Raw genomic sequence first — 25633 nt, 5'->3', positions numbered from 1 at the left:
CGTGCCCTGGGCAGATGTCTACCCCTGAGCCCGGCGGTCATTGGTGCATTCCATGTCCCGTCGAAATCGGCGGCCGGGCGCTCGTCGAATCAATATGGAATTCGATGTTCACCCTGGAGCGGTGTGTCGGAAGTTCACTATACAACTTTGAGAAATTCATATGCTTCACGCGCATTGGCCATGCCGGGTCGAAGGCGTATGCGGTTGGCGGGTTCTGGCAAGGGCGGTCTTTCAGCGCATATTGCCCGGCCGAGCCACCAAACATGGCTTCGGCATCGGTATGGTAGCTCCTGCCGTTGCGCTGGGCGGGCATTCGAATATCGCCCCGACCATCGGCGGGAGACTTGCGGCCGCTGGAGATCGAGTCTTCGCTTGCCATTATTTTCCCCTCAAGTTGTATATGTAACTTCACACATTTGCGAAAGACAAGCAAGATAGGATGTGATAATTTTGTGCTTGCGCGGATTCTGGCTGCGTTTTGTGCAGTCGCCCGATTTTTAGGAGTTTCAATGCTGCCCGTCACCGAAAACGAGTTTCCTGTCTCGGGCGATCGCTCCTCCCTGCCGCTGTATGAGCGGGTGAAAGAACAGATCAAGGAAAAGATCGCCAGCGGCGAGTGGTTGACCAACCACAGGATACCCTCCGAAAACGAGATCGTCGACATGCTGGGTGTCAGTCGCATGACGGCAAACCGCGCGCTGCGGGAGCTGGCAACCGAGGGGGTGATCGTTCGTGTGCAGGGGCGCGGGTCCTTTGTCGCCCCGAAAAAGCGAAGCGCCGGCATGATGGGCGTGCGCAACATCGCCGACGAGATCAAGGAGCGCGGTTCGACGCATCGGCCGAGCCTGATCCTCGCCCAGACGGAAGTTTGCGGTCCCGATCTCGCAACGGCGCTGGAGATCGCCGTGGGAGCGAAGGTTTTTCACTCCATCATCGTGCACCACGAAGACGATGTGCCGATCCAGCTCGAAGATCGCTTCGTCAATGCGGAGATCGCTCCCGATTATCTGATGCAGGATTTCAATACGCTTACCCCGAATGCCTATCTGACGGCGGCCGCACCGATTTCGCGGACCGAGCAATTCATCGAGGCCGCATCGCCCCAGCCCTGGGAATGCAAATTGATGGCCATCAGCCGAAACGAGCCCTGCCTTCTTGTGCGCCGCAGAACCTGGTCGTCAAGCCGTGCCGTCACGTCCGTACGGCTGCTCTATCCGGGTTCCCGATATCGGCTTGAAAGTCAGGAATAGAGGCCGCCGGCCTCGGCTGCCCTGATCTTCCGGAACATTATCGCCGTATAAGGCGGCCACTTGCGCATCCAGCCCGGCTGATGGCGCCCCGGTCAAATCTGCCTCATTCTCCTGCCTCCAATCGTTGCTTGCCAAGTGCAATCGGTTGCCCATAGCGCTCGACTTGTCGGCGACGACAATCCTCAAAATTCAACTGCTCGCCCTTGTGGGATTACGGTACTTGACAGTCATATATTATGGCATACCATAAGCCATCATATTTACGGAGAGAGCGCTGATGTCCATCCAGATCCGCAAGACCCTGCTGCAGGTCGAAACGACGTTGATTGAGGGGGGCAAGGCTGCAGCAGCGCCGTTGAAGTTGTTCGCCGCCATTGCGGTCGTTAAAAATCCGTGGGCGGGCAAAGGTTTCGTGGCCGATCTGAAGCCGGAAATTCACGCAGGCGCGCCGGTGCTTGGCGAGTTGCTGACGAAGATGATCCTTGACGCTGTCGGTTCCGGCGAGGCGGTGGAGGCCTATGGCAAGGCGGCCGTCGTGGGGCTGGATGGTGAGATCGAACATGCCTCCGCGCTCATCCATACGCTGCGCTTCGGCAATCACTATCGTCAGGCGGTCGGCGCCAAATCCTATCTCGCCTTCTGCAACACGCGCGGCCCCGGCAATGCGCCGATCATGATCCCGCTGATGGACAAGAATGATGAAGGCCGCCGTTCGCATTATCTGACGATCCAGACGGCCATTCCCGATGCCCCGGCTGCGGACGAGATCGTGGTCGCGCTCGGTGCTTCCGTTGGCGGCCGGCCGCACCACCGCATCGGCGACCGTTATCAGGATCTGAAGGATCTCGGCCAGGATGTCGCCAATCCGGCCGGCGTTTGAGGCGAACGCCAATGCAAAGGGTCGCCGACACTTCACGGGTCAATGGTGCAAAGGCAGGCGCCGCCACGCTCCCCCGGAAAACGACCGGAGGCGGGGCCGCCTATTTCGAAGCCGGCGCGGGCGAGGACTTGATCCTCATCCACGGTGTTGGAATGCGGCTCGAAGCCTGGACGCCGCAGATCGAGGTGTTTTCGAGGACGCACCGCGTCATCGCGGTCGATATGCCGGGCCACGGCGGCAGCGAACGTCTTGCGGCCGGCAGCACTCTTGAGGATTTCGTCGGCTGGTTCGGCCGGTTTCTCGACGACATGCGGATAGAGCGCGCCAATGTCGCCGGGCATTCCATGGGGGCGCTGATTTCCGGCGGGGCAGCCGCGACGCTTGGAGATCGCATAACGCGTGTCGGGTATCTGAACGGTGTTTATCGCCGCGATCCCGTTGCGAAGGCGGCGGTGCTTGCGCGTGCGGCGGCGATCCGCACCACGGGCGTGGACAAGGAAGGCCCCTTGCTGCGCTGGTTCGGCGATGATCTGAAAAGCCGGCACGCGCGGGAATTGACGCGGGGCTGGCTGGAAATGGTCGACCCGGAAGGTTACGCGGTCGCCTATACCGCTTTTGCGGGCGGGGACGAGACCTATGCCGACCGCTGGCCTTCGGTCACCTGCCCGGCGCTTTTTCTGACCGGTTCGGACGATCCGAACTCCACGCCCCTGATGGCGGAACAGATGGCGGCGATCACGCCGCGCGGTTATGCCCGCATCGTCGAGGCGCACCGGCATATGGTCAATCTGACCGCACCCGAAACCGTCAATGCACTGATGGCCGAATGGCTGGCTTTAGAGGAGGAGCCGCAATGACCGTTGCAACCCTTGACCCGCGCGCCCTGCGCGACGCATTCGGCGCCTTCGTGACGGGGGTGACGATCGTTACCACCCGCGACGAAGCCGGAAAGCCTGTGGGTTTCACCGCAAATTCCTTTACCTCCGTCTCGCTCGATCCGCCGCTGCTGCTGATCTGCCTTGCCCGCACCTCGCGCAATTTCGCGACGATGACGGGTGCGAAAAATTTCGCCGTCAATATTCTGTCGGAAGGCCAGAAGGATCTGTCCAATACGTTCGCCCGGCCGGTGGAAGATCGTTTTGCCGCCGCCATCTGGTCGGATGCGCCGGCAGGCTCACCGGTCTTTGCCGATGTTGCGGCCTGGTTCGAATGTTCGATGCAGGAGGTTATCGAGGCCGGAGACCACGTCATTCTGCTCGGTCGTATCGACGCTTTCGAGAATAGCGGCCTGAACGGCCTCGGTTACGCGCGCGGCGGTTACTTCACGCCGATGCTGGCCGCAAAGGCGCTTTCGGCTGCGGCAGAGGGTGAAATCGCTGTCGGCGCGGTTCTCGAGCGTCGTGGCGAGATTTACCTCGTCGGGGAGGATGTGCTGTCGCTGCCCGGCTGCGTCGTGGCGGGCGGCGATCCGGTCGCGGCGCTGACGGCGCGGCTGGAAGAGCTGACCGGACTGCCGGTCAGGACCGGCTTTCTTTACTCGGTTTATGAAAACAAGACGGATGGGCGTCAGCACATTGTCTACCACGCGCTGGCGGATGGGGACGATGCGCCGCGCCAGGGCCGTTTTCTGTTGCCCGGCGCGCTGGCTTCGGCAAAGTTCGACTCCGGCGCGACGGCGGACATTGTCAACCGGTTCGCGCTGGAAAGTTCAATCGGCAATTTCGGTGTCTATGTCGGTAACGAGACTGCCGGCAGGGTCCATCCCATCTCGATGAAGGCGGCAAATCCATGAAATTCTCCCTCTTCGTCCATATGGAACGGCTGGACGCCTCGCAGGATCACAAGACGCTCTACGAAGAGTTCGTGACGCTTTGCGAAATCGCCGATCGCGGCGGCATGCATGCCATCTGGACCGGTGAACATCACGGCATGGATTTCACCATCGCCCCGAACCCCTTCGTGACGATCGCCGATCTGGCGCGGCGCACCAGGACGGCGCGTCTCGGTACGGGAACGGTGATCGCGCCCTTCTGGCACCCGATCAAGCTTGCCGGCGAAGCCGCGATGACCGACCTCATCTGCGATGGCCGTCTCGATATCGGCATCGCGCGCGGTGCTTACTCGTTTGAATATGAGCGGCTGCTTCCGGGTCTCGATGCCTGGGGCGCCGGCCAGCGCATGCGCGAGCTGATCCCGGCCGTCAAAGGTGTGTGGGCAGGCGACTATGCCCATGACGGCGAGTTCTACAAATTTCCGGCCACCACCTCCGCTCCCAAGCCATTGCAGCAGCCCTTCCCGCCGATCTGGGTAGCGGCGCGCGATCCGAATTCGCATGAATTCGCCGTCGCCAATGATTGCAACGTGCAGGTGACGCCGCTCTGGCAGGGCGATGACGAGGTGGAAACCCTAATGGGCCGCTTCAACGATGCCTGCGCCAAGAACCCGGAAAAACAGCGGCCGAAAATCATGCTGCTTCGCCACACCTATGTCGGTTCCGATGAAGCCGATATCGCTCAGGCGGCGCATGAGATGAGCGTCTATTACAATTATTTCTTCGCCTGGTTCAAAAACGAAAAGCCGATCCATCAGGGGTTGATCGAGCGTATTGCACCCGAAGACATCGCCGCCAACGCGATGCTTTCCACCGATGTCATGCGAAAGAACAATGTCGTCGGCAATGCCGATGAGGTGATTACCCGGCTTAAAGCTTACGAGGCTATGGGCTATGACGAATATTCCTTCTGGATCGACACGGGCATGAGCTTCGAGCGTAAGAAGGCCTCGCTGGAGCGCTTCCTTTCCGATGTCATGCCGGCTTTCGGGGAGTAACGCGATGCGCAGTTTCCAGTGCTATATCGACGGACGTTTCGAAGACGGCGAGGCGCGTTTCGCAAGTCTCGATCCCGCAAGCGGCGCTGCATGGGCCGAAATGCCGGAAAGCCGCGAGGCGGATGTCGGCCGTGCGGTCGAAGCCGCGCATCGGGCGCTTTACGAAGATGCAGGCTGGTCGAAACTGACGGCGACACAGCGTGGCAAGCTGCTCTACCGGCTTGCCGATCTGGTCACTGAGAATGCGAAGACGCTCGCCGAACTCGAAACCCGCGATACCGGCAAGATCATCCGGGAAACCTCCGCGCAGATTGCCTATGTCGCGGATTATTACCGTTATTATGCGGGTCTGGCCGACAAGATCGAGGGCGCCTATCTGCCGATCGACAAGCCGGATATGGATGTCTGGCTGCGGCGTGAACCCGTGGGCGTCGTGGCGGCCATCGTGCCGTGGAACAGCCAGCTGTTTCTCGCCGCCGTCAAGATCGGCCCGGCACTCGCGGCCGGCTGCACGATTGTCGTCAAGGCCTCGGAAGATGGGCCTGCACCCCTTCTGGAATTCGCCCGACTGGTGCATGAAGCCGGTTTTCCCGCCGGTGTGGTCAATATCGTCTCCGGCTTCGGCGCGTCCTGTGGCTCAGCGCTCACCACCCATCCGAAAGTGGCTCATATCGCCTTTACCGGCGGTCCGGAAACGGCGCGTCATATCGTGCGTAATTCGGCTGAAAACCTCGCCTCCACCTCGCTGGAACTCGGCGGCAAATCGCCGATCCTCGTTTTTGCCGATGCCGATCTTGAAAGCGCTGCCAATGCGCAGGTGGCTGGCATTTTTGCCGCGACCGGCCAGAGCTGCGTCGCCGGCTCGCGGCTGATCATCGAAAGAAGCGTCAAGGATCGGTTCCTCGAGATTCTGAAGGCGAAGGCTGAGGCGATCCGCATTGGCTCGCCGCTGGATATGGCGACGGAAGTAGGCCCGCTGGCGACGGAGCGTCAAAGGAAGCACATTGTTTCTCTGGTTTCCGCCTCCGTGGACGCGGGCGCCAAGGTTGTAACAGGCGGTGCGCCTGTAGACGGCGACGGTTATTTCTATCGGCCAACCATTCTCGATTGCGACGGCATTCGTTCCCCATCGATGGAGAAAGAGTTCTTCGGCCCCGTCCTTTCGGTCGTTTCCTTTGAAACCGAAGCGGAAGCCATCGCGCTGGCCAATGACACGGTCTATGGCCTTGCCTCCGGTGTCTTCACGCAAAATCTGACCCGCGCTCACCGCCTGATGAAGGTGATCCGTGCCGGCATCGTCTGGGTGAATACCTACCGTGCGGTCTCGCCGATTGCGCCTTTCGGCGGATTCGGCCTGTCGGGCGACGGACGCGAGGGTGGGCTTGCGGCGGCGCTCGATTACACGCGCACCAAGACCATATGGCTGCGCACCTCCGATGATCCGATCCCCGATCCCTTCGTGATGCGGTGAGCCCATGTTTTACGAAATCCGCACCTACCGGCTGAAGAACGGCGCCATTCCCGCCTACCTCAAGGTGGTCGAGGAGGAGGGTATCGAAATCCAGAAGAGCCATCTCGGCGAACTGGTGGGTTACTTCTTTTCCGAGATCGGCCCGATCAATGAGATCGTCCATATCTGGGCCTTTTCGAGCCTGGATGACCGCGAGGAGCGGCGCGCACGGCTGATGGCCGATCCGTGCTGGTTGTCCTTCCTTCCGAAGATCCGCGACCTCATCGAAGTCGCTGAAAACAAGATCATGAAACCGGCGCGGTTTTCACCGCTCGGGTGAAATGCGCCGGTCGCGACGTGCATACCAACAAGAAGCTCTAAAACGGAGTAAGGGAACATGAAATTGAAACTGGTATTGACGACATGCGCCGCTCTTTTTGCCCTTGGTGCATCTGCTGAGGCGAATGATCTGGTTTTCTCCAGCTGGGGAGGAACCACACAGGACGCCCAGAAGGCGGCCTGGGCTGAAAAATTCATGGTATCGACCGGCATTAACGTGGTGCAGGACGGTCCGACGGACTACGGCAAATTGAAAGCCATGGTCGAGGCGAACGGCGTGACCTGGGATGTGGTCGATGTCGAGGGCGATTATGCCGCGCAGGCCGGCCCGAAAGGCCTGTTGGAGAAGCTCGATTTTGCCGTCATCGACAAGACCAAGCTCGATCCGCGCTTCGTGACGGATTACTCCGTCGGCAGTTTTTATTATTCCTTCGTCATCGGCTGCAATGTCGATGCCGTGGCCGCCTGCCCGAAGAGCTGGGCCGATCTGTTCGACACCGCGAAATTTCCGGGAAAACGAACCTTCTACAAATGGTCTGCGCCGGGTGTGATCGAGGCCGCCCTTCTGGCCGATGGCGTGGCCGCCGACAAGCTTTATCCGCTCGATCTCGACCGCGCTTTCAAGAAGCTCGATACGATCAAATCCGATATCATCTGGTGGTCCGGCGGTGCGCAGTCGCAGCAGTTGATTGCATCTGCGGAAGCGCCATTCGGCAGCGTCTGGAACGGCCGCATGACGGCGCTTGAAAAAAGCGGCGTGAAGGTGGAAACCTCCTGGCAGCAGAACATTACCGCGGCGGATTCCCTCGTCGTTCCCAAGGGAACGAAGAACAAGGATGCGGCGATGAAGTTCATTGCGCTCGCCACCTCTGCGCAGGCGCAGGCGGATATGGCGACCGCGACGGGTTATGCGCCGGTCAATATCGAATCCGCCAAGCTGATGGATCCGGAAACCGCCAAGACCCTGCCGGATCAGCAGACGGCAAGCCAGGTAAACGCCGATATGAACTACTGGGCGCAGCATCGCGACGAGATCGGCGAGCGCTGGTACGCCTGGCAGGCGAAGTAAGATAACGGCGCGGGCCGCGAAAGGCGCCCGCGCGATTTTCCACGTCCGGGAGATTTGGGCATGGTCTCGCTTACCGATGAAACAGTCAGCCAGAAAGCAAAGGTGCGGACGCCTTTCCGGCCCGGCAATTTTACGGCTACCCTGCCGGCGCTTATCCTGCTTGTCCTGTTCTTCGTCGTTCCGGTTCTGATCCTGCTGTCGCGCAGTGTCACCGAACCCGCCCTCGGGTTGGGCAACTATGCCGCCCTGCTGGGAAGCTCCACCTATCTGAAGATTTTCTTCAATACCTTCGCGGTGTCAGCGCTGGTAACGGTCGTGTCGCTGGCGATCGGTTTTCCCGTCGCCTGGGCGCTCGCCATCATGCCGGCGCGGCTCGCTTCCATCGTCTTTGCCATATTGCTACTGTCGATGTGGACCAATCTTCTGGCGCGCACCTATGCGTGGATGGTGCTGTTACAGCGCACGGGCGTGGTGAACAAGACGCTGATGGGGCTCGGCATCATCGATCAGCCTCTGGCGCTGGTCAACAATCTTACCGGGGTAACGATAGGCATGACCTATATCATGCTGCCCTTCATCATCATTCCGCTCTATGGCGTCATCCGCAAGATCGATCCGGCCATTCTTCAGGCGGCGGCGCTGTGCGGGGCGACACGCTTTCAGGCGCTGACCCGCATCCTCATTCCGCTGGCAGCGCCCGGCATGATTTCCGGCGCGCTGATGGTCTTCGTCATGTCGCTCGGTTATTTCGTCACCCCCGCGCTACTCGGCGGCACGGCGAACATGATGCTGGCCGAACTCATCGCGCAATTCGTGCAGTCGCTGGTCAACTGGGGCATGGGCGGCGCGGCCGCACTGGTGCTGCTGGTGGTGACGCTGACGCTTTACGCCATCCAGCTCAAATTTTTCGGCGCGGCCGGGGCAGGGGGGCGCTGACATGCTTTTGAACTATAACAGCCTCGGCCTCTGGAAATGGCTGCTCCTCCTGATCACGGTGCTGACGACGGCATTTCTCATCCTGCCCATCGTTTTCATCGCAGCGCTGTCCTTCGGCTCGTCGCAATGGCTGATCTTTCCGCCGCCCGGTTGGACATTGAAATGGTATGCGGATTTCTTCGCCGATCCGCGATGGCTGGAGGCCGCCTGGACGAGCCTGCGCATCGCCCTCATGGTCACGGTGCTGTCCGTGCTGATCGGTCTTGTCGCCTCCTTCGGGCTGGTGCGCGGCCGTTTCATCGGGCGTAACACGCTTCGCGCGCTGTTCATGACGCCGATGATCCTGCCCGTCGTGGTGCTGGCGGTGGCGCTTTACGCTTTTTTCCTGAAACTTGGCCTTGCCGGCACCACTGCCGGTTTCGTTATCGCCCATCTCGTCGTGGCGCTGCCTTTTTCCATTCTGGCGTTGACCGGCGCGCTCGAGGGTTTCGACAAATCGATTGAGGATGCGGCGGTGCTGTGCGGCGCAAGCCCGTTGCAGGCGAAAATCCGCATCACGCTTCCCGCCATCAGCCACGGCCTGTTCTCGGCGGCGATCTTCTCCTTCCTTACCTCGTGGGATGAGGTGGTGCTGGCGATCTTCATGGCAAGCCCGACATTGCAGACGCTGCCGGTGAAAATCTGGGCAACGCTGCGTCAAGATCTGACGCCGGTTATTGCGGCCGCCTCCACGCTTCTCATCGCGGTGACCATCATTCTCATGCTGCTTGTCGCGGCTGTGCGAAAAGGACTGAAAACATGACCAAACCGCTCCTGCAGATTCGCGGCATCCGCAAGCAATACGGACCGGTCGTCGCCGTTCAGGACGTCAATCTCGACGTGCAGCCGGGTGAGTTCATGACATTTCTCGGGCCGTCCGGTTCGGGCAAGAGCACGACGCTTTATATCCTTGCCGGTTTCGAGCAGCCGACATCGGGCGATATTCTGCTGAACGGCGAAAGCCTGCTGTCGACGCCGTCGCACAAGCGCAATATCGGCATGGTCTTTCAGCGCTACACCCTGTTTCCGCATCTGTCGGTCGGCGAGAACATCGCCTTTCCGCTGAAGGTCCGCCGCAAGAGCAAGGCGGAAATCAATGCGAAGGTGAAGGAAATGTTGCGGCTTGTCCGTCTCGAAGGTTTCGAGGACAGAAAGCCGGCGCAGATGTCGGGTGGCCAGCAGCAACGCGTGGCGTTGGCCCGTGCGCTTGCCTATGACCCGCCGGTTCTGCTGATGGATGAGCCGCTCTCGGCGCTCGACAAGAAGCTGCGCGAAGAAATCCAGTTCGAAATCCGCCGCATTCACCAGCAGACGGAAGTGACGATCCTCTATGTTACCCACGATCAGGAAGAGGCCTTGCGTCTTTCCGACCGGATCGCCGTGTTTTCAAAGGGGGTTATCGACCAGATCGGCACGGGGCCGGAGCTTTATGCCCACCCGGCGACCCGTTTCGTGGCTGAATTCATCGGCGACAGCGACTTCATCGCCTGCGATCTCCTCGCCGCCTCGGGCGGCAAGGCGACGGTGTCGCTCGGCCGGGATATCGTCTTCGATCATATTCCGATGCATGGCGAAGCCATGCCGGGAAAGAAGGCGGCGCTGATGCTGCGCCCGGAGCGGCTGCAGCTCAGCCGTAACCGACCGGTCGCCGCCGGTTTCCAGGCCACGGTCAGCGACATCACATTCCTCGGCAACAATGTCCATGTGGTGGCCCATACCGGCTCGGGTGAGCCGCTTGCGGTGCGCCTGCCTTTCGGCCACGAGGCGATTTCCGGCCTCAGCCGTGGCGACCTCGTGCATCTCGCCTTCGATCCGGCCTCGGCGCAGGTCTTCTGTTGAGGAATGGGCCATGCATCTGAATGATCCCACACTCTTCGGCGAGAAAGTGCCGGTGGCAGGCCGCTGGGTCGGTTGCAATGGCCGTGAAACGGCGGCGATCCGCAATCCCGCGACCGGTGAGATCGTCGGGCGGGTTCCAGAACTCGGTGCGAAGGAAACGAGAGAAGCAATCGCTGCCGCCGTGATCGCCCAGAAGGAATGGGCCCGCCGCACCGCCGGCGAGCGTGCGAATATCCTGAAGGAATGGTTCCGGCTCGTCATGGAAAACCGTGGCGATCTCGGCATGATACTGACGCTGGAACAGGGAAAGCCGCTGGCGGAAGCAAAGGGTGAGATTGCCTATGGCGCAAGCTTCATCGAATGGTTTGCAGAAGAGGCGCGGCGGATCAATGGCGAGACAGTGCCCGGCCACCAGCCGGACAAACGCATTCTGGTTCTCCGCCAGCCCGTGGGCGTGGTTGCGGCCATCACGCCATGGAATTTCCCCAATGCCATGATCACCCGCAAGGCCGGCCCGGCGCTGGCCGCCGGCTGTGCGGTGGTGCTGAAACCGGCGCCGCAAACGCCGTTTTCTGCTATCGCCCTTGCCATCCTTGCCGAGCGCGCCGGCCTGCCGCTTGCGCTTTTCAGCATTTTGACGGGGCCAGCGGCCGAGATAGGCGGGGAAATGACGGCAAGCCCGGATATCCGCCTTCTGACCTTTACCGGCTCGACGCACACGGGCGAACATCTTTACCGACAATGCGCGCCGACGATCAAGAAACTGGGGCTGGAACTCGGCGGCAATGCGCCCTTCATCGTCTTCGATGACGCCGATCTCGATGCTGCTGTCGAGGGCGCGATCCTCGCCAAATTCCGCAACAATGGTCAGACCTGTGTTTGCGCCAACCGTCTTTATGTGCAGAGCGGCGTCTATGATGCTTTCGCTGAAAAATTCGCTCGAGCCGTCGTTCGGTTGAAGGTTGGCAACGGGCTGGAGGGGGCAAGCATTCTCGGGCCTCTTATCGATGCAAACGCGGTCGCCAAAGTGGAGGCCCATATTGCCGACGCGCTTTCGAAGGGCGCCGAGATCGCCACCGGTGGCAAGAGGCATGCACTGGGCGGCAATTTCTTCGAGCCGACGATCCTGCGCAATGTCGATGCCGGCATGCAGGTGGCGCGTGAGGAAACCTTCGGGCCGCTTGCGCCGCTCTTCCGCTTCGAGGATGAGGCGGATGTGATCGCGCAGGCGAACAATACCGATTTCGGCCTCGCATCCTATTTTTATGCGCGCGATCTATCGCGGGTCTTCCGGGTTGCCGAGGCGCTCGAATATGGCATGGTCGGCGTCAATACGGGGGCTATTTCCACCGCCGAGGCGCCTTTCGGTGGCGTCAAGATGTCGGGTCTCGGCCGAGAAGGGTCACGCCATGGCATCGAGGAATATACCGAGCTCAAATATGTCTGCATCGGCGGCGTCGGCTGAGGCCGGGCCGCGAAGAATGATGCCTATGCCAGCAGCCCACGCATGATCAGCTCGAGATGTATTTTCAGGACGGCCTGTCTGTCCAGAATGCGTCGGTCGTTGAAAATCAGCCGAAACACCAATGTTCCGACCATGGGCGACATCACCACTTTGGCAAGTTCGGGAGGGTTGGCCCTGAACCTTTTTTTCGCGACGCCTTCCTCAAGGACCGTATCGATGCGCGCAAAGACAGGCGCCATCAACGTGTCATGGTGCTGGTCGATGAGATCGGGAAATTTTGCGCCTTCCGCAAGGATCAAGCGGAACAGTTCCCGCATCTTCTTGTCGTCGACGAGTGCATCGAACAGGAATTCCAGCAGCAGGCGAAGCTCCTCGACGGGGTCGTCGGATGTATGCGTATAGGCCTTGAACGCCTCCTGGAATGGCAGGGAGGCGTGCTTGACCATCGCTTCGAAGAGCGCCTCCTTGGTTTCGAAATAGACGTAGACCGTCCCTTTCGTCACCCCCACCCGTTCCGCGATGTCTTCCACCCGCGTCGCGGTAAATCCCCTTTTGGTGAATTCCTCGAATGCGGCATCGAGAATTTGCAACGGACGTTGTATCTTCTGTTCAGCACGTGTCAGTTTTGCTTTCGCCATGGCCCCGGATCCTTCTTTATTTTCGACGCGTGCCCTTCTGTCCGTCGCGATTGGCGGAAATGAGAGATGGGTTTGCCTATAGCACCGGCGCAAAAACCGGAACGATTTTTGTGAAGGCGCGCGCATGCTTCACTATGCCGGAACATTGCCAATGCGCCCGCAGGTATGTGCCGGACGAGAAGGGAACGATCATTCGGGAACCTGTACCGATACTCCGGACAGCTCCCCGATCAGCGGCATAAGAATTTCATTGACTATTCAGTCAGTCAAATATTATAGGATGAGGCGAAGATCAAGAGGTCACCATGAGAACCATTCTTATCGCGGCGGCGCTTGGCGGTATTTTCGCCCTGTCGTCCTGCAGCAATGAAGAGCCGCCTGCCGAAAAGCCGCTCCGCACCGTCGATGTGGTCGCGGCTGAGAAAAAGCCCGTTGATCGCGGTAGCGTCATCACGGGCGAAGTAAAGGCACGGGTCCAGACGGATCTGTCCTTCCGGGTCAGCGGCAAAATCACCGAGCGGCTGGTGGATGTGGGCGCACGGGTGAAGACCGGGCAATTGCTTGCCCGCATGGATCCCGAAGAGCAAAAGGCCGATCTCGATGTCGCCCTGGCTAACCTGCAATCAGCGGAAGCGCAGCAGACGCAGGCGCAATTGACGTTCGACCGTCAGCAAAGCCTTTTCAAGACGCAGGTGACCTCGCGTTCGGCGGTCGACAAGGCCCAGGAAACCCTGCTCACGACGCAGGGCGCAGTGAGATCGGCGCAGGCGCAGCTCGATACGGCGCGGGATGCTCTGTCCTATACCGAACTCAGGGCGGATGCGGATGGCGTTATCACGGCGCGTAATGTCGAAGTCGGCCAGGTGGCGCAGGCCGCCCAGCTCGTTTTTACGCTGGCGCATGACGGGCCGCGCGATGCGGTCTTCGATGTTTATGAATCCCTCTTCCTTGAGCGTGATATCGACAATCTCGTCAATGTCAGCCTCCTGTCGGACCCCGCCCGCAGCGTTGCGGCGCCGGTGCGGGAGATTTCTCCGACGATAGACCCGGACAATGGAACGATCAGGGTCAAGGTGGGTCTTAACGGCGATATGACCATGCCGCTCGGCGCGCCCGTATCCGGCCATTTCCGCTTCAAACAGGTCGATGCGATTGAGCTTCCGTGGTCGGCGATGACGTCGCAGGACGGCTTCCCCGCCGTCTGGGTGGTCGATCCGCAATCTTCGGAAATCGCCATGCGGCGCATCGAGGTCGCCGATTACGAGACGGGTCAATTCGTCATCACGCAGGGGCTTAATCCCGGCGATCTCGTCGTCACCGTCGGCACCAAATTTCTCCGCGCCGGTGAAAAGGTCGCCTATGAAAAGGGGCAGGCACAATAATGTCCAGTATATACAAAAGCTTGTTTTTGGTGGCTGTGGCGATTGCGGTTTCCTCCTGCGAGGACAAGCAGGAAGCCGCCGCCGAGGCGCCGCGCCCGGTGCTTTCCGTCGTCGTGGAAGAGAAGCCGGCTGACGCCCTGCGTCTGACCGGCACGGTGGAATCGCGCATTCAGACCGATCTCGGCTTTCGCGTGCTCGGGCGCATTATCGCCCGCAATGTCGATGTCGCTGATCTGGTGAAGAAGGGCGACGTGGTGGCCTCGATTGATCCGCTCGCGCTCGAGCTTGCGGTGAAGAGCGCGCAATCCGACCTCTCCAATGCGGAAGCGCAGCTGGCCAATGCAGTGACGACCGAGCAGCGCCAGCGCGTGCTGGCGGAAGCCCGCAGCGGCACGGAAGCCGCACTGGAAGAGGCCGAGCAGGCCACCCGCACCGCCAATGCTTCCGTCGCCAAGGCCCGCGCCAATCTGGACAAGGCCGAGGAGCAGCTGGGTTATGCGCAGCTGCATGCGGAATTTGACGGTGTGGTGACGGCAACTTCAGGCGAAATCGGTCAGGTCGTCTCGGCCGGGCAAACGGTCGTGACCATTGCCCGTCCGGAAGTGCGCGACGTGGTGGTCGACGTTCCGCAATTTGCGGCGCAGCGTCTGGAGATCGGCTCCGCCTTCGAGATCGCCCTGCAGCTTGACCCGAAAATTCGCACCACCGGCGTGGTGCGCGAGATTGCTCCGGAAGCCGAAACGGCGACGCGCACGCGCCGCACGAAGATCAGCCTGCAGGATGCGCCGCCGGCATTCCGGCTCGGCTCCGTCGTCACGGCCTCGGTGCTTGCCGCATCCGAACCGCAGATCATGCTTCCGTCATCGGCCCTGCTAAAGACCGACAATGGATGGGGCGTCTGGATCGTCAATGCCGATACGGCAACGGTAACGCTTCGCCCCGTCACGATAGAGGGCGAGCCTGCCGAAGGCGGCAGCGTGCGCATCACCGGCGGCGTCAAGCCCGGCGAACGTGTTGCCAGCGCCGGCGTTCACAAGCTCAAGGATGGACAGGCCATCAGGATCGATCAGGAGGTCCGTCAGTGAAGAAATTCAATCTCTCCGACTGGGCGCTCGAACACCGTTCGCTCGTCTGGTACTTCATGCTGGTTTTCGTTCTTGCCGGCGTTTTCTCCTATCTCAACCTCGGCCGCGAGGAAGATCCGAACTTCACCATCAAGACCATGGTGATCAGCGCGCAATGGCCCGGCGCTTCCGCCGAAGAAGTGGCGCGGCAGGTGACCGACAGGATCGAGAAGAAGCTCGAGGAACTCGACAATCTCGACCATCTGCGCAGCCAGACGGTGGCCGGTCGCACGACGATCTTTGTGGAGCTGGTGCCGGAAACCAAGGCGCGCAACGTCGAGCCGACCTGGGTGCGGGTGCGCAACATGATCGGCGACATCAAGGGCGATTTCCCCTCGGGCGTCGTCGGCCCCTTCTTCAACGACCGCTTCGGCGATGTCTATGGCAATATCTACGCCTTCACCAGCGACGGTCTCAGCCAGCGACAATTGCGCGATCTGGTGGAAGATGCCCGTGCGAAGGTGCTGACCGTCGACAATATCGGCAAGGTCGATGTCATCGGCGCACAGGATGAGACGATCTATCTGGAGTTTTCCACGCGGCAGATCGCGGCGCTCGGCATCGACCAGCAGTCGATCATCAAGACGCTGCAAGCCCAGAACGCCGTCACGCAATCCGGCTTCGTCAATGCAGGGCCTGAGCGTGTGGCGCTGCGCGTCAGCGGCCAGTTCACCTCGGAAGACAGCCTGCGGTCCATCAATCTGCGGGTCAACAACCGGTTTTTCCCGCTGACGGAAGTGGCGACGATCCGGCGCGGTTATGTCGATCCGCCGTCCTCGCTGTTCCGCTTCAACGGCCAGCCGGCCATCGGCCTTGCTATCGGCATGAAAACCGGCGCGAACCTGCTGCATTTCGGTGAGGCGCTGGATGCTGAGATGAAGCGGGTGGTGGCTGATCTGCCTGTTGGCGTCGATGTGCATCGCGTGTCCGATCAGCCGGCCGTGGTCGATGAGGCGGTCTCTGGCTTCACCTCGGCGCTGTTCGAGGCCATCGCCATCGTTCTCGTCATCAGCTTCATCAGCCTTGGCCTCAGGGCCGGCATGGTGGTTGCGGTTTCCATTCCGCTCGTGCTGGCGATCACCTTCGTCTACATGGAATATACCGGCATTTCCTTGCAGCGTATCTCTCTGGGCGCCCTCATCATCGCGCTCGGGCTTCTCGTCGACGATGCGATGATTGCGGTCGAGATGATGGTCGCGCGGCTTGAGGTCGGAGACGATCTCAGGAAAGCGGCGACCTATGTTTACACCTCGACCGCTTTCCCGATGCTGACCGGTACGCTGGTCACCGTCGCCGGCTTCATTCCGGTCGGCCTCAACAACAGCGCGGCGGGTGAATTCACCTTCACGCTTTTTGTGGTGATCGCCGTTTCGCTGATCGTGTCATGGATCGTCGCGGTTTTGTTCACGCCGCTGCTCGGCGTGACGATCCTGCCGAAGACGATGAAATCGCACCATGAGAAAAAGGGCCGCTTTGCCTCCGCCTTTTCCTGGCTTCTCGGCCGGGCGCTGCGCTGGCGCTGGGTGACGATTATCCTCACCATTGCGCTGTTCGGTCTTTCCGTTGGCGGCATGAGCCTTGTGCAGCAGCAGTTCTTCCCCTCATCCGACCGCGTGGAGCTGATCGTTGACTGGAACCTGCCGCAGAACAGTTCCATTGCCGAAACCAACCGGCAGATGGCGCAGTTCGAGCAGGAAATGCTGGCCAAGAATCCGGATATCGACCATTGGACAACCTATGTTGGTGAAGGCGCGCCGCGTTTCATCCTGTCCTTCGACGTGCAGACGCCGGATGTCACCTTCGGCCAGACGGTCATCGTCACCAAGGGGCTGGATGTGCGCGATAAGGTGCGCGCCGAGTTGCAGGACTATCTGAACAAGACTTTTATCGGCACCGACGCCTTCGTGAAACTGCTCGATATCGGTCCGCCGGTCGGAAAGCCGGTGCAATATCGCCTCAGCGGTCCTGATATCCAGAAGGTGCGCGAGCTTGGGCAGCAATTGTCGGGCATCGTCGGCGAACACCGGCTGCTGTCCAACATGGTGATGGACTGGAACGAGCCGACGCGTGTGGTGAAAGTGGATGTTCTGCAGGACAAGGCCCGCCAGCTTGGCGTCTCCTCGGAAGACATCGCCAATGCCATGAACAGCATTGTCGAAGGCTCCACAGTCACGCAGGTGAGGGACGATATCTACCTCGTCAACGTGGTGGCGCGGGCGCAGCTTTCGGAGCGCGGCTCCATCGAGACCTTGCAAAACCTGCAATTGCCGGCAACCAACGGCAAGGCCGTGCCGCTCTCGGCAATCGCCAATTTCCGTTATGAGCTGGAGCAGCCGACCATCTGGCGTCGCGACCGGATTCCGACTGTCACCGTCAAGGCCGCCGTCATCGGCTCGACGCAGCCCGCCACAATCGTGGAACAGCTAAAGCCGAAGATCGAGGCGTTCCAGAAAGCGCTTCCCGTCGGCTACACGCTGGAGACGGGCGGCTCGGTAGAATCCAGCGCGGATTCGCAAGGGCCAATCGTTGCCGTGGTGCCGATGATGCTGTTTGCGATGGCGACCATCCTGATGATCCAGTTGCAGAGCTTCAGCCGGCTGTTCCTGGTCTTCGCCGTGGCGCCGACTGCCCTGATCGGCGTCGTGGTGGCGCTGCTCTTCTCCAATGCGCCGATGGGCTTCGTCGCCATTCTCGGCGTGCTGGCGCTGATTGGCATCCTGATCCGCAACTCGGTCATTCTCGTCGTGCAGATCGAGCATCTGAGAAGCGAAGGGGTCTCGGCATGGCGCGCCGTCATCGAGGCGACCGAGCATCGCATGCGGCCGATCATGCTGACGGCGGCGGCGGCCACGCTTGCCCTCATCCCCATATCGCGGGAAATCTTCTGGGGGCCGATGGCCTATGCGATGATGGGCGGTATCGTGGTGGGCACGGCGCTTACGCTGCTTTTCCTGCCGGCGCTCTATGTCGCGTGGTTCCGCATCCCGCGTGAGGATGACAAGCCGGGGGTAGCGGAAATCAAGGCGTAATATCTGGCGCGGAGCGAGGGTGCGGCGATACCGTACCCTCGCTCCAACAAAAATATCCGCCGTCGTTGTTCCGGCGGGCAGGATAATGTTAGGAAGGTCGGCTTGGCCGCGAGAGCGGCGGCCGTCCTTTTTGCGTTTGGACGATTCTGGTTTCGCGTTGATATTGCGAACATATTGAGAGTGCGGAGGGTTTAAAGATGGGCGGGTTGTCGGATTGGCTGTCGGATGCGCAGCCGATCAATCGCAAGAATGCCGCAGAAGCGGTGTTCGATGATATCCGTTCCGCCATCACCTCGGGGCAGCTTGCGGTCGGCACCCGGCTGCCTTCCGAAGCCCATCTGGCCGCCCGATATGGTGTCAGCCGGCCGATTATTCGCGAGGCTTTGCGGTCGCTCCAGACCCTGGGGCTGACGCAGACCCGCACCGGAAGCGGCACCTATGTGATGACTCCGACCCCGCCTTCCGAATTGAATTACGGCGCCTATTCCGCCCGCGATCTGATCGAAGCCCGCCCCTTCATCGAAGTTCCTGCGGCCGGTTGGGCGGCGTTGCGGCGCACGGATGCTCAGCTGGAAGTCCTGCTTGACCTCTGTGATCGGATGGAAGCCGAAGAAAGGCCGCATCCCTGGGTGCTGCTGGATGGGCAATTCCATTGCGCCATTGCGGAAGCATCGGCCAACAGGCTGTTCGCCAAGGTGGTGGCCGATGCCCGCGAGGCCCTTTCCCAACAGTCAGAGATGGTCAACCTGATGGCCGGTCGTCGCGTCGCCTCGAATTTCGAGCACCGCCGGATCGTCGAGGCGATCCGGCGGGGTTCAGCGCCCGAGGCGCGGGAGGCGATGGAGCTTCACCTTGGGCAGGTGAAGCAGGTGGTGACGACGATTATTGGCGAAGATCGGCTTCGCCAGCCGTGACGGCGGGCAGGTTGGCAAGGTGCCGCGGGCTCAGCGCCTGCTGCAATTGCGCATCCGTTAGATAACCGCGTTCCAGAACCACCTGCGGCACGGTGCGGCCGCTGGCAAGCGCTTCCTTCGCCACTTCCGTCGCCGCATAATAACCAATCAGCGGGTTGAGCGCGGTGGCGAGACCGATGGACTCTTCCACGCGCTGCGCCATGATCGCCGGATTGGCCACGATGCCGTCGACGCAGCGTTCCGCCAGCGTGCGGCACGCGGCGCTCAGTTGGCTGATGCTTTGGGAAAGAGCGCGCACGATGATCGGCTCGAAGGCGTTCAGCTGCAATTGCCCGGCTTCGGCCGCCATGGTGATGGTTATGTCGTTGCCGATCACCGCATAGGCCACCTGATTGACCACTTCGGGAATGACCGGGTTGATCTTGCCGGGCATGATGCTGGAACCCGCCTGAACGGAGGGCAGGGTGATTTCGCCGATACCGGCGCGCGGGCCGGAAGAGAGCAGACGAAGGTCGTTGCAGGTTTTCGACAGCTTCACGGCAACGCGTTTCAGCACGCCGGAGAGATGCACGAAGGCGCCGGGGTCCTGTGTGGCTTCGATAAGGTCTGCCGCCGTCATCAGCGGTCGTCCGGTCAGTTCCGCCAGATGCTGGCAGGCAAGCTCGGCATAACCACGGGGTGCATTCAGCCCGGTGCCGATGGCGGTGGCGCCAAGATTGATCTCGTGCAGAAGTGCGGCGGATTCGATGAGGCGCGCCTGATCTTCTCCCAGCATCACCACGAAGGTGCGGAATTCCTGGCCGAGCGTCATCGGCACCGCGTCCTGCAATTGCGTGCGGCCGATCTTGATGAAGCCCGCGAATTCCTGCGCCTTGCGGTCGAAGGCATCCTTCAGCACGCCCATGGAAGCCGCCAGATCGTCGATGGCCTCGATCAGCCCGACATTGATCGCGGTCGGATAGGCGTCGTTGGTCGACTGGCTGAGATTGACATGGTCATTGGGGTGAAGGCGGGCATAATCGCCTTTTTCGTGTCCGAGCAGTTCGAGCGCACGGTTGGCGATGACCTCATTGGCGTTCATGTTGGTGGAAGTGCCGGCTCCGCCCTGAATTTCATCCACCACGAATTGCTCGTGCAGCGCACCGGCGCGGATTTCGCGGCAGGCTGCGGCGATGGCTTCCATGCGTTCCGTGTCGAGAAGGCCGAGCTCGTGATTTGCGCGTGCCGCCGCCTCCTTCACATAGGCCAGTCCCCGGACGAGATAGGGGTTATGGCCGATGGTCACCCCGGTGATCTTGAAGTTTTCCACGGCGCGCGCCGTGTGCACGCCCCAATAGACATCCGCCGGAATTTCCTTCGTCCCGAGCAAATCATGCTCCTTGCGCGTCACGCTCACTTTTTCCTCCACTGGCTTTTAAGCGTTGCTATATCTGTAAAGCTGTCTTACAGATTTTTTGACCTTAATTGGGGTGGAGGAGAAGGTCAATCATATCGAATACGCTTGACGAACGGCATTATCTGCCATTATGAGGAGCGAAAATCTGTCATGCAGCTTTACAGCACGCATGAGCATGCATGCTGGCCATATTCCAGCGCGGACTGTGCCAGTTTCATTTTCATTTCCGGCTTATCGCCGACTGCAAGCACTTTATCGGGAGGATAAATATCCATGCATTCTGGGAAAACGGCGTCTGCCGACCGTGAGGTCTTCGTCGAAGAAGACCTCGGTTACCACAAGGCCCTCAAGCCGCGTCAGATCCAGATGATCGCCATTGGCGGCGCCATCGGCACTGGGCTTTTCCTCGGTGCGGGTGGGCGTCTTGCGCAGGCAGGCCCCGCGCTGGTCTTCGTTTATGCGCTTTGTGGCTTCTTTGCGTTTCTGGTGCTGCGCGCACTCGGCGAGCTGATCATGCACCGCCCGAGCTCCGGTTCCTTCGTGTCCTACGCCCGTGAGTTCTACGGCGAGAAAATGGCCTTCGCGGCCGGCTGGATGTATTGGCTGAACTGGGCCATGACTTCGGTGGCGGATGTGACCGCCGTCGCCCTCTACATGAATTTCTTCAAGCAATATGTTCCGTGGCTTGCGGGTATCGACCAGTGGGTCTTCGCGATGACGGCACTTCTGGTCGTGCTGGCCATGAACATGCTGTCGGTGAAGGTCTTCGGCGAGCTTGAATTCTGGTTCAGCCTCATCAAGGTGCTGGCGCTTGCGATCTTCCTCGTGGTCGGCATTTATTTCGTCATCTTCGGCACCCCCATCGAAGGCCACGTCACCGGCTTCAGCATCATCACGGATAATGGCGGCTTCTTCCCGAACGGCATTTTGCCAGCCTTCGTCATCATACAGGGCGTCGTCTTCGCTTATGCCTCCATCGAACTGATCGGCACGGCGGCAGGCGAGACGGAAGACCCGCGCAAGGTCATGCCCCGCGCCATCCGCGCCGTGGTTCTCCGTCTCGTGGTCTTTTATGTCGGTTCGGTGCTGCTGTTCGCGCTGCTTTTGCCCTATACCGCCTACAAGGCCGGCGAGAGCCCCTTCGTCACCTTCTTCGGTTCCATCGGCGTTCAGGGCGCTGACGTGATCATGAACCTCGTGGTTCTGACCGCCGTGCTGTCCTCGCTCAATGCCGGGCTTTATTCCACCGGCCGCATCCTGCATTCGATGGCGGTTTCCGGCTCGGCGCCGGCCGCACTTGCGAAGATGAACAAGAACGGCGTGCCCTATGGCGGCATCGCGGTGACTGCCGTTGTCACTGTTCTCGGCGTGGCGCTGAACGCCGTCGTTCCCGCTTCGGCCTTCGAGATTGCGCTCAACCTCTCGGCGCTTGGCATTATCTGCGCATGGGCAGTCATCGTGCTCTGCCAGTTGAAGCTCTGGCAGCTTTCTGAGCGCGGTGAACTCGTGCGTCCGGATTTCCGTATGTTTGGCGCGCCCTATACCGGCATTCTCACGCTCATCTTCCTGTTCGGCGTGCTGGTGCTGATGGCCTTCGACTATCCCGTCGGCTCCTGGACCATCGCCTCGCTGCTGGTCATCATCCCGGCGCTCGTCATCGGCTGGTATCTCTTGCGTGACCGCATCTACCGCCTTGCGGACGAGCGTGCGGGAGCATCGCAGTGAGCGGGCAGGACGCAACGCCTCTGGTGGCGGTCATCGCCACCGGCGGCACCATCGCCAGCCGGCGTGGCGCCGATGGCGTCAGCACGCCCAGCCTTTCGGGTGAGGACCTGCTGGCGCTGGTTCCGCAGATCAACGCCCGGCTGAAGCCGGTCGACCTGATGGCGAAGGATTCCTCCAGCCTGACATTGGCAGACATGCAGCGCATCAGCGATGCTGTGGGCGCCGAGCTCGATGATCCCGCCGTTGCCGGCATCGTGGTTCTGCATGGCACCGACGCCATGGAAGAATCCTCGCTGCTCGTGCATTTGCAGCGGGCCATCACAAAGCCGGTGGTCTTCACCGGCGCACAGTTTACTGCAGACCATAAGGACGCGGACGGGCCGGCCAATCTGGCCCGGGCCATAGAAACAGCGCTCGATCAGGCGAATGCCGCAAAAGGCGTGCTCCTTTCCTTCGGCGGCCGCTGTCTGCCGGCCTGGGGGCTTTATAAGCTGAGCGCGGACGAAGCGGACGCCTTCCGCTCCGCCCGGCCGCTGGCCGCTGCCGCAACGCTGCGGCTTTCCGCCCCGGTAACCGATCAGCGCGTCGATATCGTCGCCATTCATCCCGGCTGTGACGCGACCCATATCGATGCAAGCCTGCAGGCGGGCGCGAAAGGCATCGTCCTTGCCGCACTCGGTTCCGGCAACGCCAATCCGCGTATCGCCGAAGCCGTGAAGCGCTGCGCCGAACGCGGCGTTCCCGTCATCGTTTCCAGCCGTGTGCCGGAAGGGCGGCTGGTGGCGACTTATGGCGGCGGTGGCGGCGGGCATGATCTTGTCGCGGCGGGCGCCGTGCATTCATCCACGCTTCGCCCGGGCCAGGCCCGCATTTTGCTGGCCGCGCTGCTGGCCGGTAAAAGTCCGGCGGAAACCATCGTTTCCGCTTTCGGTGACAGCCCGCTCGCTTAGAGCATTTCCAGGAAAAGTGGACCCCGGTTTTCCGTCCGGAAATGCGCCAAAACTCTAAGTAGCGGCAGCGATGCCCGCGACCGGCGGGCATCGAAATTCCTATAGGATTCCTATTTTATTGTCTCTGTGGCCGTCTCGAACCTTTATGCGGTTCGGGTGCATTCTTCTGTGCGGGAAGGGATGGTGTTCCCTTCTCAGCCAGAAAGAATGAAAAGCGACGTCCCACATGACGGCGCTTTTCTTCCTGTCCGGCTCCTCGAATAAAAAGGAGTCCCATCGATGATGGATGTTGTTCTGATCGGCGCAGCCACGGTGTTTTTCGCCCTCTGCTTTGCCTATACGCGCGCCTGCGACCGGCTTTAGACGGAGGCCGCGATGACATTCGACTATATCTTGAGCGGCGCCGTCACGGTCTTTATCGCCGCCTATCTCACCTATGCTCTCATTCGCCCCGAACGTTTCTGATCGGGAAGCGGCGGCTATTGAAAGTTCAATACCATGACCCTCAATGGATGGTTTCAGATTCTGCTGTTTTGCGGGATCATTTTTGCGCTGGTGAAGCCGCTCGGCTTCTATATGGCGCGTGTCTTTAATGGCGAGCGCACCCTGCTGTCACCGGTTCTCGCACCGGTCGAGCGCGGCCTTTATGCCCTTGCCGGGACAAGCGAGCGTGAGGAGCAGCACTGGACGACCTATGCTTTCTCCATGCTTCTCTTCAACCTGCTCGGTTTTGCCCTGCTTTATGCCCTGATGCGCTTTCAGGCGGTGCTGCCCTATAATCCGCAGGGAATGGCGGCCGTGGGACCGGAATTGTCCTTCAATACGGCGGTCAGCTTCGTCACCAACACCAACTGGCAGAATTATGGCGGCGAAAGCACCCTGTCCTATCTGACCCAGATGGCCGGTCTCACCGTGCAGAATTTCGTTTCCGCCGCCACCGGCATTGCGATTGCACTCGGGCTGATCCGCGCCTTCGCGCGTGCATCCGGCAAGGCCATCGGCAATTTCTGGGTTGATATGATCCGTGCCACGCTTTACGTGCTTCTGCCCCTCTGCATCCTGCTGACCCTTGTTTATGTCTGGCTTGGCGTGCCGCAGACGCTGGGCGCCTATGTGAATGCCCAGACGCTGGAAGGCGCGCAGCAGACGATTGCCGTCGGCCCCGTCGCGTCGCAGCTGGCGATCAAGATGCTGGGCACCAATGGCGGCGGCTTCTTCAACGCCAATTCGGCGCATCCCTTCGAGAACCCGGATGCCATTTCCAACATGATCCAGATGGTGTCGATCTTCGCCATTGGCGCAGCCTTTACCAACGTCTTCGGCCGTATGGTCGGTAACCAGCGCCAGGGCTGGGCGATTCTCGCCGCCATGGGTACGCTGTTCATCGCCGGCGTCGCCGTCACCTATTGGGCGGAAGCGGCCGGAAACCCGCTGATGCACGGTTTCGGTCTAGCCGGCGGCAATATGGAAGGCAAGGAGGTCCGCTTCGGCGTGGCGCTCTCGTCGCTCTTCGCGGTCATCACCACGGCGGCCTCCTGCGGTGCTGTCAATGCCATGCATGGCAGCTTCACGGCGCTGGGCGGCCTTATCCCGCTCATCAACATGCAGCTGGGTGAAGTGATCGTCGGCGGTGTCGGCGCGGGTTTCTACGGCATTCTGCTCTTCATCGTCATCGCCATCTTCGTGGCGGGTCTGATGGTCGGGCGCACGCCGGAATATCTCGGCAAGAAGATCGAGGCCAAGGAAATGAAGATGGCGGTTCTGGCCATTCTCTGCCTGCCGCTCGCCATGCTGGTCTTCACGGCAACGGCCACCGTGCTGCCCTCGGCGGTCGCGTCAATCGGCACGGCGGGGCCGCACGGCTTCTCCGAAATTCTCTATGCCTATACCTCGGCGGCGGCCAATAACGGCTCGGCCTTCGGCGGCCTCACCGGCAATACGACCTGGTACAACATCACGCTTGGCTTTGGCATGCTGATGGGACGTTTTCTGGTCATCATTCCGGCACTTGCCATTGCCGGTTCGCTGGTCACCAAGAAGACCGTTCCGGCCTCGGCTGGCACCTTCCCGACGGATGGCCCGCTTTTTGTCGGCCTGCTGGTTGGCACGATCCTGATTGTCGGCGGCCTTACCTTCCTGCCTGCACTGGCGCTCGGCCCCGTTGCCGAACATCTGGTGATGGCGGCAGGCCAGCTCTTCTGAGGTGACGCCATGAACGACAAGTCCCGAAGTAACCGCATCGTCTCCGACGGCAAAGGCGCTCCCGTCAAAGGGAGCGCCACGCCCGGCGGCTGGTGCGCTTCCAATCTCATTCTCGCGATGATGGCGGCTCTCGTCGCCGCCGTCATCGCTCTCGAAGTTATCACGGGCTGATCGACC

24 protein-coding genes are annotated in these 25633 nt (G+C 60.8%); 21 read left to right on the top strand and 3 right to left on the bottom strand.

Translation table 11 applies throughout. From position 1 onward, the window contains the following. Positions 1 to 37: 37 nt before the first annotated feature. Positions 38 to 379 (bottom strand): hypothetical protein, encoded by a 342-nt coding sequence (locus I3J13_RS08260; RefSeq protein WP_196378501.1) that lies wholly within the window; start codon positions 377 to 379, stop codon positions 38 to 40. Between the two features lie 130 nt (positions 380 to 509). Between I3J13_RS08260 and hutC the strand changes: the two genes are divergently transcribed. The 12 genes from hutC to I3J13_RS08200 all read left to right on the top strand — a co-directional run bounded on the left by hutC (position 510) and on the right by I3J13_RS08200 (position 12096). After that, complete coding sequence (hutC, locus tag I3J13_RS08255; RefSeq protein ID WP_003519590.1) at positions 510 to 1250, top strand: histidine utilization repressor; 741 nt, start codon at positions 510 to 512, stop codon at positions 1248 to 1250. 277 nt (positions 1251 to 1527) lie between these two features. Beyond that, positions 1528 to 2130, top strand: coding sequence for an amino acid synthesis family protein (locus I3J13_RS08250; protein ID WP_003519589.1), 603 nt, complete (start codon positions 1528 to 1530; stop codon positions 2128 to 2130). Positions 2131 to 2141: 11 nt separating this feature from the next. After that, positions 2142 to 2987 (top strand): alpha/beta fold hydrolase, encoded by an 846-nt coding sequence (locus tag I3J13_RS08245; RefSeq protein ID WP_196378500.1) that lies wholly within the window; start codon positions 2142 to 2144, stop codon positions 2985 to 2987. Next, positions 2984 to 3922: a flavin reductase family protein gene (locus I3J13_RS08240; RefSeq protein ID WP_236000844.1), complete on the top strand. Its 939-nt coding sequence runs from the start codon at positions 2984 to 2986 to the stop codon at positions 3920 to 3922. The genes I3J13_RS08245 and I3J13_RS08240 overlap by 4 nt, the downstream gene beginning before the upstream one ends. Further along, entirely contained in the window at positions 3919 to 4959 is a 1041-nt protein-coding gene (locus I3J13_RS08235) for an LLM class flavin-dependent oxidoreductase (RefSeq protein WP_196378499.1), read from the top strand. The genes I3J13_RS08240 and I3J13_RS08235 overlap by 4 nt, the downstream gene beginning before the upstream one ends. Before the next feature lie 4 nt (positions 4960 to 4963). After that, positions 4964 to 6430 carry an aldehyde dehydrogenase gene (locus tag I3J13_RS08230; RefSeq protein WP_196378498.1) on the top strand — a complete coding sequence of 489 codons (1467 nt, stop codon included), beginning with the start codon at positions 4964 to 4966 and terminating at the stop codon, positions 6428 to 6430. Between the two features lie 4 nt (positions 6431 to 6434). Further along, positions 6435 to 6749, top strand: a complete 315-nt coding sequence (locus I3J13_RS08225) for an NIPSNAP family protein (protein WP_196378497.1) — start codon at positions 6435 to 6437, stop codon at positions 6747 to 6749. A gap of 57 nt (positions 6750 to 6806) precedes the next feature. Continuing rightward, positions 6807 to 7817 carry an ABC transporter substrate-binding protein gene (locus I3J13_RS08220; protein WP_080819559.1) on the top strand — a complete coding sequence of 337 codons (1011 nt, stop codon included), beginning with the start codon at positions 6807 to 6809 and terminating at the stop codon, positions 7815 to 7817. Positions 7818 to 7877: 60 nt separating this feature from the next. Continuing rightward, on the top strand, positions 7878 to 8753 hold the full coding sequence (locus I3J13_RS08215) for an ABC transporter permease (RefSeq protein ID WP_196378496.1): 876 nt from the start codon (positions 7878 to 7880) through the stop codon (positions 8751 to 8753). 1 nt (position 8754) lies between these two features. Further along, positions 8755 to 9555, top strand: coding sequence for an ABC transporter permease (locus tag I3J13_RS08210; protein WP_080857499.1), 801 nt, complete (start codon positions 8755 to 8757; stop codon positions 9553 to 9555). Beyond that, positions 9552 to 10631, top strand: coding sequence for an ABC transporter ATP-binding protein (locus tag I3J13_RS08205; protein ID WP_196378495.1), 1080 nt, complete (start codon positions 9552 to 9554; stop codon positions 10629 to 10631). The genes I3J13_RS08210 and I3J13_RS08205 overlap by 4 nt, the downstream gene beginning before the upstream one ends. A 10-nt stretch (positions 10632 to 10641) precedes the next feature. Continuing rightward, positions 10642 to 12096 carry an NAD-dependent succinate-semialdehyde dehydrogenase gene (locus I3J13_RS08200; protein WP_196378494.1) on the top strand — a complete coding sequence of 485 codons (1455 nt, stop codon included), beginning with the start codon at positions 10642 to 10644 and terminating at the stop codon, positions 12094 to 12096. Between the two features lie 23 nt (positions 12097 to 12119). Here the strand turns inward: I3J13_RS08200 and I3J13_RS08195 are convergent, their stop codons facing one another. Beyond that, positions 12120 to 12734 carry a TetR/AcrR family transcriptional regulator gene (locus I3J13_RS08195; RefSeq protein WP_196378493.1) on the bottom strand — a complete coding sequence of 205 codons (615 nt, stop codon included), beginning with the start codon at positions 12732 to 12734 and terminating at the stop codon, positions 12120 to 12122. A gap of 305 nt (positions 12735 to 13039) precedes the next feature. Here I3J13_RS08195 and I3J13_RS08190 point away from each other — a divergent pair, with 305 nt between their 5' ends. The 4 genes from I3J13_RS08190 (at position 13040) to I3J13_RS08175 (ending at position 19183) form a co-directional block, all read left to right on the top strand. Next, complete coding sequence (locus I3J13_RS08190; RefSeq protein WP_080857497.1) at positions 13040 to 14116, top strand: efflux RND transporter periplasmic adaptor subunit; 1077 nt, start codon at positions 13040 to 13042, stop codon at positions 14114 to 14116. Then, complete coding sequence (locus tag I3J13_RS08185) at positions 14116 to 15201, top strand: efflux RND transporter periplasmic adaptor subunit (protein ID WP_059757757.1); 1086 nt, start codon at positions 14116 to 14118, stop codon at positions 15199 to 15201. Before I3J13_RS08190 ends, I3J13_RS08185 begins: the two co-directional genes overlap by 1 nt. Next, positions 15198 to 18269, top strand: a complete 3072-nt coding sequence (locus I3J13_RS08180; RefSeq protein WP_196378492.1) for an efflux RND transporter permease subunit — start codon at positions 15198 to 15200, stop codon at positions 18267 to 18269. The genes I3J13_RS08185 and I3J13_RS08180 overlap by 4 nt, the downstream gene beginning before the upstream one ends. Before the next feature lie 197 nt (positions 18270 to 18466). Then, entirely contained in the window at positions 18467 to 19183 is a 717-nt protein-coding gene (locus I3J13_RS08175) for a FadR/GntR family transcriptional regulator (protein WP_080857495.1), read from the top strand. Here the strand turns inward: I3J13_RS08175 and I3J13_RS08170 are convergent. Next, the gene (locus I3J13_RS08170) at positions 19152 to 20579 is read right to left on the bottom strand and encodes an aspartate ammonia-lyase (protein WP_338081634.1); all 1428 of its coding nucleotides are present in this window, start codon (positions 20577 to 20579) and stop codon (positions 19152 to 19154) included. The two genes, I3J13_RS08175 and I3J13_RS08170, sit on opposite strands and share 32 nt — an antisense overlap. A gap of 273 nt (positions 20580 to 20852) precedes the next feature. On the opposite strand from I3J13_RS08170, the gene I3J13_RS08165 reads away from it, so the two are divergent. From I3J13_RS08165 to I3J13_RS08145, 5 genes are all read left to right on the top strand, one after another. Then, entirely contained in the window at positions 20853 to 22304 is a 1452-nt protein-coding gene (locus I3J13_RS08165) for an amino acid permease (RefSeq protein WP_020813467.1), read from the top strand. After that, positions 22301 to 23254 (top strand): asparaginase domain-containing protein, encoded by a 954-nt coding sequence (locus I3J13_RS08160; protein ID WP_196378490.1) that lies wholly within the window; start codon positions 22301 to 22303, stop codon positions 23252 to 23254. The genes I3J13_RS08165 and I3J13_RS08160 overlap by 4 nt, the downstream gene beginning before the upstream one ends. Before the next feature lie 375 nt (positions 23255 to 23629). After that, a complete protein-coding gene (gene kdpF, locus I3J13_RS08155; RefSeq protein ID WP_003506089.1) occupies positions 23630 to 23719 on the top strand; it encodes a K(+)-transporting ATPase subunit F in 90 nt (29 codons plus the stop codon). 33 nt (positions 23720 to 23752) lie between these two features. Continuing rightward, positions 23753 to 25456 (top strand): potassium-transporting ATPase subunit KdpA, encoded by a 1704-nt coding sequence (kdpA, locus tag I3J13_RS08150; RefSeq protein WP_196378489.1) that lies wholly within the window; start codon positions 23753 to 23755, stop codon positions 25454 to 25456. A 9-nt stretch (positions 25457 to 25465) separates the two neighbouring features. Continuing rightward, positions 25466 to 25627: a hypothetical protein gene (locus tag I3J13_RS08145; protein ID WP_196378488.1), complete on the top strand. Its 162-nt coding sequence runs from the start codon at positions 25466 to 25468 to the stop codon at positions 25625 to 25627. Positions 25628 to 25633: the final 6 nt, after the last annotated feature.

The organism is Agrobacterium leguminum (genome assembly GCF_015704895.1).
In the GTDB taxonomy this organism is placed as follows: Bacteria; Pseudomonadota; Alphaproteobacteria; order Rhizobiales; family Rhizobiaceae; genus Agrobacterium; species Agrobacterium leguminum.
This window is presented reverse-complemented; position numbering and strand designations above follow the sequence as displayed.